Source organism: Pseudomonas sp. BIGb0558 (genome assembly GCF_024807515.1).
Lineage (GTDB): Bacteria > Pseudomonadota > Gammaproteobacteria > Pseudomonadales > Pseudomonadaceae > Aquipseudomonas > Aquipseudomonas yamanorum_A.
In genome coordinates this window covers 38,563-51,350 of the sequence record NZ_JANUEW010000003.1, presented here as the reverse complement: position 1 = coordinate 51,350, position 12,788 = coordinate 38,563, and the positions used below count along the sequence as shown (strand labels likewise).

The window sequence follows — 12,788 nt, the reverse complement described above, 5'->3', positions numbered from 1 at the left end:
CCTGCGCGGTATCTATGGCGCGTGCACATCAACCATGGTTCTTCTCGAAAACCGCTGGCCCCATGGCAGCAATCTGACCGTCGATAAGGGCCTCGAACGGTTTCAGCAGCGGCTCAAATAACGCAGGCGCTTCGAGCGTCTGCAAGGCTTGAACGATGGCCTCCACCGTCGACAACGCTCCAGGGCCCGGCGCCTTGCGCAAGCGGTAGCGGGACACGGCACCTTCCGCCAGCGTCACCCGGGGCAACGCCGCCAGCAAGGGATTGAGGTGCAGCAACTTGCGCGCCTTGCGCCAAGTTCCGTCCGGCACCACCAACAACAACGGTTCGTCAGATGACGTGTAAGCCTGCAACGGTTGCGCACCCTCGGCAGGGAATAACAAACGCGCCTGGTAGCCCGGAGGGTTTAATAGCGTCTGCATGTCCTCAAAGACCTCCCCCACCACCAACTGCGCATTCACCAATCCCAGCGCCGCCAACCGCGCCGTATTCAAGGCGTGATTGACCTCACTCGGATGCTGCAACAGCAATACGCGGGTGCGGCTGTCCAGGCGGGGGATCAGCGCGCACAGGCAATGGGTGGTGGGGCGCAGGCAGCGGGAGCATTGGGGTCTGGACATGGTTTTCAGGCCTGGTTGAGCTGGGCTTTGAGTAAATCGCGGAAGGTCTGGATCAACGGCTCGCGGCTGCGGCCCCGGCGCATGATCATCGAGAACGGCGCCTGGTAACCAAAGGTCGCCGGCAGCAGCCCCCGCAAATCGCCCTTGTCGGCCCAGGCCTGGGCGTAGTGTTCCGGCAAGTAGCCGATGTAGGCGCCGGACAGCACCAGGATCAACTGCGCCTCCATACTTTCCACCGTGGCGGCGCTGTGCTTGAAGCCATGGCGCGCCAGTTCGGCCTGGCTCCAGTAGCCGCGGCCAACCATGCGCTGCTGGGTGATGACTTGCTCAGGGATGCGCCGCTCGTTGAACAACGGATGGCGGGTGCTGCAATACAGCCAGTGCTGTTCGCGGTAGAGCGGCATATAGATCAGCCCGCTCATGCGGTTGGAGAAGGCACCGATGGCCAGGTCCAGGCGATTGTCCTGGACCCCAAGCTGCAACTCGTACGGGCTCATCACCGACAGGTGCAAATGCACCGCCGGGTGCTCCTGGCTGTAGGCACCGATCACTTCGGCAAACGGCAGGGCCTTGTCGCTGACGGTGGAGTCGAGCACGCCGAGCTTCAGAGTGCCGCGCAACTCGCCTTTGAGTGCAGCGGCGTATTGCTCGAAGCCTTCCAGCTCGCCCAATAGACGCAGGGTTTCCTGATGGAACAGCTCGCCCTTGCTGGTAAGGCTGAACCCGCCCCGCCCGCGATGGCACAGCACCAGGCCCAGCGCGGCTTCCAGCTGGCTCATATAGGTGCTGATGGCCGAGGTGGACAGGTTGAGTTCGTGCTGAGCATTGGCGAAACCCTGGTGCCGCACGACGCTGACGAAGATGCGCAGGAGTTTCAGGTCGGGCAAGGCGTTGGCCATAAGATCTCCAAGTAACACAAAACCTGTAGGAGCTGGCTTGCCTGCGATGGCATCCACTCGGTGCGCCTGGTACACCGAGGCGCCTGCATCGCTGGCAAGCCAGCGCCTACAGTTGCAGCCGAGTTTACCTTAAGCGTTAGTTTAGAAAAATCTGAACTAAGTATTTGCCCCTGCCGATTCTTCCCTTCCCGTGCATTTCGCAGAATCGGCTTCTAATAAACAAAACGATGAGGCAATCCCGTGGACAAGATTTTCCACCAACCACTGGGCGGCAACGAAATGCCGCGCTTCGCCGGCATCGCCACCATGATGCGTCTTCCCCATTTGCAATCGGCCAAGGGCCTGGATGCCGCCTTCGTCGGCGTGCCCCTGGACATCGGCACATCCCTGCGTGCCGGCACCCGTTTCGGGCCTCGGGAAATCCGCGCCGAATCGGTGATGATCCGCCCTTACAACATGGCCACCGGTGCCGCTCCGTTTGACTCGCTGTCGGTTGCCGACATCGGCGACGTGGCGATCAACACCTTCAACCTGCTGGACGCCGTGCGCATCATCGAAGAAGCCTACGACGAGATCCTCGAACACAACGTGATCCCGATGACCCTGGGTGGCGACCACACCATCACCCTGCCGATCCTGCGGGCGATCCACAAGAAACACGGCAAGGTCGGGCTTGTGCACATCGATGCCCACGCCGACGTCAACGACCACATGTTCGGCGAGAAAATCGCCCACGGCACCACCTTCCGCCGGGCGGTGGAAGAAGGCCTGCTGGATTGCGACCGCGTTGTTCAAATCGGCCTGCGGGCCCAGGGCTACACCGCCGAAGACTTTAACTGGAGCCGCAAGCAAGGCTTCCGTGTAGTGCAGGCTGAAGAATGCTGGCACCACTCGCTGGCACCCTTGATGGCTGAAGTACGCGAAAAAGTCGGCGGCGGCCCGGTGTACCTGAGCTTCGACATCGACGGCATCGACCCGGCCTGGGCGCCTGGCACCGGCACCCCGGAAATCGGTGGCTTGACCACGATCCAGGCGATTGAAATCATCCGCGGCTGCCAAGGCCTGGATCTGATTGGTTGCGACCTGGTAGAAGTTTCGCCGCCGTACGACACCACCGGCAACACCTCGCTGCTGGGCGCCAACCTGCTGTACGAAATGCTCTGCGTACTGCCTGGCGTGGCGCACCGCTGATGAACGACCAGGCCGAGGTATTAAAAGCCGCGGCCGACCTGGTGTCGGCCTTCGCCCGCAATGACCGCGAGGCTTACTTTGGTGCGTTCAGCGCCGACGCCAGCTTCGTGTTCTACACCCTCCCCCAGCCGCTGCTGAGTCGCGACGCCTACCAGGTGTTGTGGGACAGCTGGCGCCGGGACGAAGGATTCGAGGTGCTGTCCTGCACCTCAAGCAACGCATTCGTCAGCCTGCAAGGTGACGTCGCGGTATTTGTGCATGACGTGGCCACCGAGCTGCGCATGAACGGGGAGCAATTCTTTAGCCAGGAACGCGAGACCATTGTCTTCAAACGACAAGGTGATCGCACACAACAAAAAGAAGGCCTGTGGCTGGCCTGTCACGAACATTTGTCCGCTATGCCGGAAGGGCTGCCGCCCCCTTAGCCAATGTGATCGGAGCTGATCATGAATAATAAAAACAACGAAAATAGTATTCGCAACATAGAAACCAACGGCGTCGAACAGATCCCGGACCACGAACGTACCGCCGGGCCGAAGGATTTGTTTCGCCTGATTTTCGGCGGCGCCAACACCTTCGCCACCGCCGTGCTGGGGAGCTTTCCGGTGCTGTTTGGCCTGTCGTTCCAGGCCGGCGTCTGGGCGATTGTGCTGGGCGTGCTGGTGGGGGCGGTAATCCTCGCGCCCATGGGCCTGTTCGGGCCGATCAATGGCACCAACAACGCCGTGTCTTCGGGCGCGCACTTTGGGGTGCACGGGCGGATTGTCGGCTCGTTCCTGTCGCTGCTGACCGCTATCGCGTTCTTCTCACTGTCGGTGTGGAGTTCAGGCGATGCGCTGGTGGGCGGTGCGAAACGACTGGTGGGCTTGCCGGAAACCGACCTGACCCTGGGCCTGGCCTACGGCGTGTTCGCCATTCTCGTACTGACGGTGTGCATCTACGGCTTTCGCTTCATGCTGTGGGTCAACCGTATTGCAGTGTGGGCGGCGAGCCTGCTGTTCCTGCTGGGCATCTTCGCCTTCGCCCCCGCTTTCGACAGCCACTTCGCAGGCACCGTTGCCCTCGGCCAGACCGGCTTCTGGGCCGCGTTTATCGGTGCGGCACTGGTGGCCATGAGCAACCCGATTTCCTTCGGTGCGTTCCTCGGTGACTGGTCGCGCTATATCCCGCGGGAAACCTCGAAAGTACGGATCATGCTGGCGGTGGTGTTCGCGCAGATCGCCACCCTGATCCCGTTCCTGTTCGGCCTGGCCACGGCGACCATCGTGGCGGTCAAGGCACCGGACTATATCGCCGCCAACAACTATGTCGGCGGCCTGCTGGCGGTGGCACCGAGCTGGTTCTTCCTGCCGGTGTGCCTGATCGCGGTAATCGGCGGCATGTCCACCGGCACCACCTCGCTGTATGGCACCGGGCTGGACATGTCCAGCGTGTTTCCACGGCTGCTGTCACGGGTCAAGGCGACGCTGCTGATCGGGGTGATGTCGATTGCCTTCATCTTTATAGGACGTTTCGCCGCCAACCTGGTGCAGAGCGTGTCGACCTTCGCCGTGCTGATCATCACCTGCACCACGCCGTGGATGGTGATGATGATCATCGGGCTGATCGTACGCCGGGGTTACTACTGCCCGGACGACCTGCAAGTGTTCACCCGCGGTGAAACCGGCGGGCGCTACTGGTTCAGCCATGGCTGGAACTGGCGCGGCCTGGGGGCCTGGATCCCGAGTGCGCTGGTAGGCCTGTGCTTCGTCAACCTGCCGGGGCAGTTTGTCGGGCCGCTGGGCAACCTCGCCGACGGCATCGACATCAGCCTGCCGGTGACCCTTGGCCTGGCCTCGCTGGTGTACCTGACGCTGCTTCGCGTGTTCCCTGAGCCGGCCTCGGTCTACGGCCCGACTGTGGCGAGGGAGCTTGCTCCCGTTCGACTGCGCAGCAGTCGCGAGGCCGCCTGATGAATGGCGTGGAATGGATTGGGGCTGCTGCGCAGCCCAGCGGGAGCAAGCTCCCTCGCCACACAGCCCCCTTTAGCCCCACATAAAAAAGATAAATCGGAGACTCGCCGTCATGGCTTTAGATCTATTCGTCGTCCTCATCTACGCCGCCGGCATGCTGGTGCTCGGCTACTACGGCATGCGCCGCGCCAAGACCCATGAAGACTACCTGGTAGCCGGCCGCAACCTCGGCCCGACGCTGTACATGGGCACCATGGCTGCCACCGTGCTGGGCGGAGCGTCCACCGTCGGCACCGTGCGCCTGGGTTATGTGCATGGCATTTCCGGGTTCTGGCTGTGCGCCGCACTGGGTGCGGGGATCATTGCGCTGAACCTGTTCCTGGCCAAGCCGCTGCTGAAACTGAAAATCTTCACCGTGACCCAGGTCCTGGAAAAACGCTACAACCCGATGGCCCGCCAGGCCAGTGCGGTGATCATGCTGGCCTACGCGCTGATGATCGGTGTGACCTCGATCCTCGCCATCGGCACCGTGCTGCAAGTGCTGTTCGGCCTGCCGTTCTGGATCTCGGTGCTGCTGGGCGGTGGCGTGGTAGTGGTGTACTCGACCATCGGCGGTATGTGGTCGCTGACCCTGACCGACATCGTGCAGTTCGTGATCAAGACCGTCGGCCTGATGTTTATTCTGCTGCCGATCTGCCTGTACCGCGTCGGCGGCTGGGATGAATTGGTGGCCAAGCTGCCCGCGTCGAATTTCAGCTTCACTGAAATTGGCTGGGACACCATCATCACCTACTTCATGATCTACTTCTTCGGCATCCTGATCGGCCAGGACATCTGGCAACGGGTGTTCACCGCCCGTGACGAAAAGGTCGCCAAGTACGCAGGCACTTTCGCCGGTTTCTACTGCATCCTCTACGGCCTGGCCTGCGCGCTGATCGGCATGGCCGCCCACGTGCTGATCCCGGACCTGGACAACGTCAACAATGCGTTTGCCGCCATCGTCAAAGTCTCGCTGCCGGACGGTATCCGCGGCCTGGTGATTGCTGCTGCACTGGCGGCGATGATGTCCACCGCCAGCGCCGGCCTGCTCGCCGCCTCCACCGTACTGACCGAAGACCTGCTGCCGCGCCTGCGGGGCGGCAAACAGTCGAGCCTGAAGATCAACCGCCTGTTTACCTTGCTGACGGGGATTGCCGTATTGGGTATCGCGCTGGTGGTGACCGACGTGATCAGCGCACTGACCCTGGCTTACAACCTGTTGGTGGGCGGCATGCTGATTCCGCTGATCGGGGCGATTTTCTGGAAACGTGCAACCACTTCCGGGGCAATCACCTCCATGACCCTGGGCTTTGTGACGGCGCTGGTGTTCATGATCAAGGACGGTTTGGACGCCAACACCCCGATCTATTACAGCCTGGGCGTGGGCCTGGTGAGCTTTGTGGTGGTGAGTTTGCTGTCGCGCCGCCCGGAGGCGGTGGCGGCGCGGGCGGTCTGAACGAACATTTGGAAGCAGCTTTCTTCAGCGGGTGCGACGTCGGATGTCGCACCCGTTTTTTTTCATTCCCACATTGCCGAAACCGCAGACGCTCTTGCCTGGATGACCTCTTGAACCAACGAGGCCCATACCATTCCCTGGGTTGTGCCTGCGGCATACGTTGCCCCCGCGACAATTCGGTTGTAGGCCGACCAATAAACGATTGAAAGTCCATCTGCGGTGCCGGGTCTCGCACACTCGATAATGTGCAAGTCGCCACTTTCGATCGCCCTGCGGTAGGACGTCGGGAAGTGCCGAGAAACAGCAGCCAGGCACGCCGCCAATATCTGCTCCTTGCCCTCCTGCGTCGAATCGGGCGGAACCTGCCCGCCGGAGACAAGAATGCAGTCCCCATCCAGGCGGCAATTCATGACGCCGATTGGCAAATCGTATTGCAACTTGAGCCCGCGCATTCCAGCACCTTCATTACCCACAGCACGCAGTTTGAAAAACCAGCCAGTGATCGCGATGACCTCTGCTTCCTCTACCCCCATGGCGGTGATGACGAAGTGTTCTCTGCTCAGGTCAGCAATTTGCACCGGACTCAGATATTGGGGCAGGAACTGCACACCGGAGCGCTGCAAAAGCACCTCTATCTCATCCATGAGATGGACAAACTCCAGATCGTAGCCCGATACCTCAATAGACCGGCCGATCCCAGGGATTCCATGTTTTTCCTGGAATTGCCGCTGGCTGATCTCTACAGGTTCACGTCCCGGCTTGCCACTCGGCCAAGGCCTGTTTTCGATATCGCATTGCTCGCGGATCGCGGCATCTACGCCAATGGCATCCTCCACATAGGCTCGTACAATCCGCGATCGCGCGAATCGTGCCAGCGACGGGTTGTCGGCCAGGAGCTTTTCAAACAACTCGATGCCCGCACGATTGCACTCAAATGCCAAATACCGGTTTCCGCACGTCAGGTAATCGTTTTGCAGCGGCTTTGCAGTGGTCTCCGTCGCTGACAAATGGCGCATGTTCACCTGCTTGTGACTGGCTCCATCTGCCTGCTGATTTCCCCCATAAACCATGACTTGATAATTCGCCAAGCGGAACATCACGGCCTGGAGCAGGCCGTTGATACCCCGGCCGATAATCGAGACGCGCGGCGCCCCGGCATGCGCCTGCTGAGAAGGGATGATCAATGAGTGTGCAAGTTTGCGCCTGACAAGGCCGCGCAAGGCCACCAGGCTCAGTTGAACAGAGACCGCATAGTCAAGGTCTCCATTGCAGGCTTCGGTGGTTGCCGCCTGTGTAGTCAGTGTCGCCGGCTTGCGCCATGTGGAAACACCACAGCCGAGCGCTTGTGTACGCAGCCGAAACGCATCCAGTGTCCCGGGCCCGTAGTCCAATACAAGCTGGATGCCTTCAGCTGTTGCCAGGGCCTGCAAAGCATCGTCGCTGAAGACATCGGGCTTGGCGACACAGACCAGGCGAGCGTGTCTGTGCATATGCTGAATGAGGGCCTGATCAATGCGATGAACAGATTCAACATTCAGGGATAAGCAGAGGGCGACCGCCTTGGCCCCTTCCAGCGCCTCGAACCAGTCTTCGACAAATGACACCCTGCAATCGGAAAAGGCTTTCTCGACAGTGTCCGGAATCCGACCGCGTCGACACAACACCTTGATCCGAACCCCCGGGTCCAGTTCAAGCAATAACTTGACGAGTTCTTTTCCTACATTGCCGTATCCCAGTACACAGACATCACGAGGCAGGGAGCCATCGGCGAGTGTCAACCAGTGCGCAATATAAGCAGCAACATGCGGCGCATTAACTCCGGGCGTATGGATCACCCGAATGTTGTTGGATGCGCACAAATCCAATCGCACCTTATCCAGGCTCGTACCTCTGCGAACTAAGTAAAGGTCTCCAAACGGGTGCGATATACGCCATTGCTCTATGACATCTGCATCGATAGTTTGGTCTGCGACAATGATCGTTGTTGGACGCAAGAGTCCGATCTGTATGAGCAGAGCTTGCTTGGTTAATGATGGAGGGAAAAACACTACGTTACTGGGTGCATCGGCCTTCCAGCACCTCGACACAGGTGCGATATGCAAGATATTTCCGGTTGTGGCGATCAGTGACGCGGCGACTGGCGGGACGGAAGAAAGCATCATGGCTTTATCTCCAACAACTCTGACTTGCTCAAGGGGGAGTTCAATAAAGTTGGGATGTTTGAAAACGCAAACGATACAAATCTTTTCCTAACGGAACTCAACCTACGCTTATCTTCAGAATTGAATAAGCCAGACACTTCTGACAAACAGGTAGTCCACTTCCGACACTTGAACGCCAAAGCCTGACTGGAGTGCACAGAATCGGACTACTTAGGTATTACCGTGAAACTATCAAATGGCTTGTTCGAAAAACTTCCTGACCGCAGCCTGTTTTTTGCAAGTGTACAAAGCAAATGTGGGAGCGGGCCTGCTCGCGAATACGGTGCGTCAGTCAGTGTAAAGGTCACTGATACACAGTATTCGCGAGCAAGCCCGCTCCCACATAAAATTTATGCCGCTTCAGAACGCGCCCAAACACAGGGGTTTGAGCGCTTTTCAGGACTTACCTGCGACGCGGGCGACGCTGCTCGTCATCGGTGCGAATTGGCACCGGTTGCAGCGGTGGCTCGATCAAGCCGAGTGCGACGCCGAGGTCGTGCAGCCAGTTTTGCAGTTTCTCTTTCATGGTGCCCCCTTGGGGTAATGCCGAGCGGCTGGAATTCTGTGGCCGCTTCCTACAGATAGTAGTCTTAAGTCCTACGGATTGCTTGAACGAAACCACAACGAACTATTACTGAATTGATCAAAATCCTGACGGATCGTTCAAGCAATCGCTCTGGTTTCAGTGTCTGGTAGCACCTTGCCCTCTTGTTGCAGGTCAATCCATGCATTGAGGTTAGCGCCGAGCATGCCCTTGCGCCACATCAACCAGGTGGTGGCGCTGGCAAACGGCTCCGCCAGCGGATGAATGGACACGCTGTCCTTGCCCGGCAGGCTGTCGAGCATCGATTCAGACATCAATGCCACCCCGGAACCGGCGATCACACAGGCGAGCATGCCCTGATAGGACTCGATCTCGATGGCCCGGCCCATGGCCACGCGGTCGTGGGAAAACCAGGCTTCCAACCGTGCCCGGTAGGAACAGCTGCGCCGGAAAGTGAACACCGAGCGGCCGGCAACATCCTGCGGCCCACGCACGGGTGGGTGATCCGCCTCGCAGATCAGCAACAGGCGTTCTTCACACAGCGGCACGCCGTCAAGGGTGGCCAGGGTCAACGGCCCGTCCACCAACGCGGCGTCCAGGCGCCCGGTGATCAAGCCTTCCAGCAGCTCACCGCTGGGAGCCGACTGCACCTGCAGATTCACCATCGGATACGCCTTGTGGTAGCGCGCCAGCAGCTTGGGCAGATGAATCGCCGCTGTGCTGTACATGCTGCCGAGCACAAAGTCGCCGGCCGGTTGCCCGCCCTGCACCGCGCCATGGGCCTCGTCATGCAGGGCCAGCAGGCGTGCGCTGTAGTCCAGCAACACTTTGCCTGCGGGAGAAAGCTGCAAACGCTGGCGCTCACGTACGAACAGATCGACACCCAGCTGTTCTTCCATCTGTTTAAGCCGGGTCGACAAGTTGGACGGCACCCGGTGCAAACGCTCGGCGGCGCGGGTGATGGAACCTTCCTCGGCCACGGCCTGGAAAATACGCAATTGACTGAACTCCATCACCATTCTCCAAAACTGAACAAGTTACTCACTATTATTCATTTTTACAGAAAGTCAATTCACTTTAGCCTGAGGGTCACTTGCTGCTCCCAGGAAAAACCACCATGTCACCGTTGATCCGCTTACTCGCCAGCTTTATCGCCTTGATGATGGCCATGGGCATTGGCCGCTTCGCACTGACCCCGCAAATGCCGCATCTGCTCAGCGAGGGCCAGATCGACCTGACCGGCGCCGGCCTGATCGCGGCAGCCAACTACCTAGGTTACTTCGTCGGCGCGGTGGATTCGATATTCGCCCGCAGCCATCACCATGTACGCGGGCGTTTGTATGGCGGGCTGTGGTTATGCGTGCTGTTGACCCTGGCGTCGTACTGGGCCCACGGGTTTTGGCCGCATCTGCTGCTGCGCTTTGGGACCGGGGTGGCGAGCGCATGGGCGCTGGTGATGATCACCAGCCTGAGCCAGCCGCTGGCCATTGCGGCCGGGCGCCCACGCCTGGGTGCGCTGGTATTTGCCGGGCCGGGGCTGGGGATTCTGTTGACCGGGTTGCTGGCCCTGGGCTCCAACCTGCTGGGGCAAGACTCTGCAACCTTGTGGCTGGTGTATGGCGTGGTCGCGCTGGTGATGCTGCTGGCCATCCTGCCGTTCCTGCCCAAGCCTTCCGCCGCCAACTCGCCCGTTGCCAGCCACGCCGCCGTGGCCAGCAACGGCAGCATCACGCACCTGTGCTGGATCTACGTGCTGTACGGCCTGGGCTACATCATCCCGGCGACCTTCCTGTCACAGATGGCCAGCGCGCAATTCAAGGGTGCATGGCAGGCGGACCTGTTCTGGCCCTGCTTTGGCCTGGCCGCCGCGATTGGCGTGGTCGCCGCCAGCCTGCGCCGCAAGGACCCGGACACCACCCGCCGCTGGCTGATGACCACGCTTTGGCTGCAAGCGGCCGGGGTGTTTGCCTGCCTGTTGGGCAACGGTTGGGGGCTGGCGCTGGGGGTGTTGCTGTGCGGCGGGCCATTCCTGGCGTGTATGCAACTGGTGATGGCGCGCTTGCGTGAGGTCGCCCCCCACGGCTACCAGCGCAGCACCGGGTTGCTGACCGCCAGCTTTGCGATCGGCCAATTGAGCGGGCCGTTGCTGGCATCGGTCAGCAGCCACCTCAGTGGTGGCCTGCAACCGGCGCTGGTGGTCGCTGGCGCCGGTTTGTTGGTGGCGGGATCGGTGCTGGTCAACCGGCAACCATCGGCACAGCTGCGCGAACCTGTTCACGCCGCGCCAACACCAGGAAAAACAGCCCACCCAGGAAGCAGCCGGTAAACCAGGCGAAGTTGGCCATGCCCTGCAACGCCGGGGTGAAAGTGATCGCGACGCCTACCAGCGTCGCGGGCACCAGCGCCTTGACCGCCGTCCAGTTCACGCCGCCGTCAAAGTAGTAGCGCCCGTTCGGGCTGTCATCGAACAGCGCGTCGACGTCGATCTTCTGCTTCTTCACCAGGTAGTAATCCACCAGCAGAATCCCGAACAACGGCCCGATAAACGCTGCGAGGATGTCGAGGGTGTAGTGGATCATCAACGGGTTGTTGAACAGGTTCCACGGGGTGATGAAGATCGAGGCCACCGCCGCAATCATCCCGCCGGCGCGCCAGCTGATCTTGCTCGGGGCCACGTTGGCAAAATCAAAGGCCGGTGAGACAAAGTTGGCGACGATATTGATGCCGATGGTCGCGGTGACAAAGGCGAACGCCCCCAGCAGCACGGCCATGTCGTTGTCGATACGCGAGACGGTGGCGATCGGGTCGTGGAGCATTTCGCCGAACACCGGCAAGGTGCCCGAGACAATCACCACGGTGACCAGAGAGAACGCCAGGAAGTTAACCGGCAAGCCCCAGAAATTTCCGCGACGTACGTCCCTCATCGTGCGGCAATAGCGACTGAAATCACCGAAGTTCAAAGTCGGGCCGGAGAAGTAAGACACCACCAATGCGGTCGCCACGATGATTTGGCCAAAGGCCTGCCAGCCCGACAAGGATTTTTCCGCCAGGGTGAAGCTGATATTGGCCCAGCCTGCCTTCCAAACGATCCAGCCGGCCAGGGCAAACATCACTGCGTAGACGATCGGACCCGCCCAATCAATGAAGCGGCGGATAGATTCCATGCCGGTCCAGAACACCAGTGCCTGGAGCGTCCACAGGCTGAGGAAACCGAACCAGCCCAGATACGACAGGCCGGCGAAATGTGGCTCTGCGTATACCGCCATCTGTGGGAAAAACCGCAGCACCACGATGATCAGTGCGCTGGACGCCAGGTAAGTCTGAATCCCGTACCAGGCCACTGCGATCAAGCCGCGAATCACCGCGGGAATATTCGCCCCGAACACACCAAAGGCCAACCGACAGATCACCGGGTATGGCACCGCGGCCTGCTGGCTCGGCTTGGCCACCAGGTTGGCGATCAATTGCACAATGCAAATCCCGGCAAGCAAGGCGATCAGCACCTGCCAACTGGCCAGCCCCAGGGCAAACAGGCTGGCGGCAAACACGTAGCCGCCAACGCTGTGCACGTCGCTCATCCAGAAAGCGAAGATGTTGTACCAGTTCCATTTTTGCGGCAGCGGCCCCAGGTCCTGGTTGTACAGGCGCGGGCTGTAGCCTTTGGGCAATTGTTCGGTCATCGCAGGGCTCCTCGTAAATACCGGCCTGCCACCCGCGACGGGAGTGCGTACGGGAGGCGGCATGGTTTGTATACGAGTTGATGAGCAGAATGCGTGCCAATGGCGCGAAACCCGGCACAATCCCGCGCCAGGCCTGGATCTACAGGAGGCGTAAAGATGATTAAACGGTGCGGCTTCGCTCAGGGATGGTGCAGACCAATCCTGTAC

At 60.3% G+C, this 12,788-nt stretch carries 11 protein-coding genes; 5 read left to right on the top strand and 6 right to left on the bottom strand.

All coding sequences use genetic code 11. The features are described from left to right. Nucleotides 1-28 precede the first annotated feature (28 nt). Both M2400_RS06320 and M2400_RS06315 read right to left on the bottom strand, forming a co-directional pair. Entirely contained in the window at nt 29-619 is a 591-nt protein-coding gene (locus M2400_RS06320) for a tRNA-uridine aminocarboxypropyltransferase (RefSeq protein ID WP_177044855.1), read from the bottom strand. Between the two features lie 5 nt (nt 620-624). Further along, entirely contained in the window at nt 625-1,518 is an 894-nt protein-coding gene (locus M2400_RS06315) for a LysR family transcriptional regulator (protein WP_259198738.1), read from the bottom strand. Between the two features lie 240 nt (nt 1,519-1,758). Here M2400_RS06315 and speB point away from each other — a divergent pair, with 240 nt between their 5' ends. From speB to M2400_RS06295, 4 genes are all read left to right on the top strand, one after another. Further along, nucleotides 1,759-2,709, top strand: a complete 951-nt coding sequence (speB, locus tag M2400_RS06310) for an agmatinase (RefSeq protein WP_003210733.1) — start codon at nt 1,759-1,761, stop codon at nt 2,707-2,709. Next, nucleotides 2,709-3,134: a nuclear transport factor 2 family protein gene (locus M2400_RS06305; RefSeq protein ID WP_177044857.1), complete on the top strand. Its 426-nt coding sequence runs from the start codon at nt 2,709-2,711 to the stop codon at nt 3,132-3,134. The genes speB and M2400_RS06305 overlap by 1 nt, the downstream gene beginning before the upstream one ends. A 21-nt stretch (nt 3,135-3,155) precedes the next feature. Further along, nucleotides 3,156-4,661, top strand: coding sequence for a cytosine permease (locus tag M2400_RS06300; protein ID WP_177044859.1), 1,506 nt, complete (start codon nt 3,156-3,158; stop codon nt 4,659-4,661). A 112-nt stretch (nt 4,662-4,773) separates the two neighbouring features. Next, nucleotides 4,774-6,156, top strand: coding sequence for a sodium:solute symporter (locus tag M2400_RS06295; protein WP_177044861.1), 1,383 nt, complete (start codon nt 4,774-4,776; stop codon nt 6,154-6,156). Nucleotides 6,157-6,218: 62 nt separating this feature from the next. Here the strand turns inward: M2400_RS06295 and M2400_RS06290 are convergent, their stop codons facing one another. The 3 genes from M2400_RS06290 to M2400_RS06280 form a co-directional block, all read right to left on the bottom strand. Then, a complete protein-coding gene (locus M2400_RS06290; RefSeq protein WP_259198739.1) occupies nt 6,219-8,318 on the bottom strand; it encodes an NAD(P)-dependent oxidoreductase in 2,100 nt (699 codons plus the stop codon). A 442-nt stretch (nt 8,319-8,760) separates the two neighbouring features. Further along, nucleotides 8,761-8,883 (bottom strand): PA1414 family protein, encoded by a 123-nt coding sequence (locus tag M2400_RS06285; protein ID WP_003210728.1) that lies wholly within the window; start codon nt 8,881-8,883, stop codon nt 8,761-8,763. A gap of 137 nt (nt 8,884-9,020) precedes the next feature. Further along, entirely contained in the window at nt 9,021-9,914 is an 894-nt protein-coding gene (locus M2400_RS06280) for a putrescine utilization regulator PtrR (RefSeq protein WP_177079495.1), read from the bottom strand. A 104-nt stretch (nt 9,915-10,018) separates the two neighbouring features. On the opposite strand from M2400_RS06280, the gene M2400_RS06275 reads away from it, so the two are divergent. Then, a complete protein-coding gene (locus M2400_RS06275; RefSeq protein ID WP_259198740.1) occupies nt 10,019-11,227 on the top strand; it encodes an MFS transporter in 1,209 nt (402 codons plus the stop codon). Here the strand turns inward: M2400_RS06275 and M2400_RS06270 are convergent. Continuing rightward, on the bottom strand, nt 11,139-12,581 hold the full coding sequence (locus tag M2400_RS06270; RefSeq protein WP_259198741.1) for an NCS1 family nucleobase:cation symporter-1: 1,443 nt from the start codon (nt 12,579-12,581) through the stop codon (nt 11,139-11,141). The genes M2400_RS06275 and M2400_RS06270 overlap by 89 nt on opposite strands. Nucleotides 12,582-12,788: the final 207 nt, after the last annotated feature.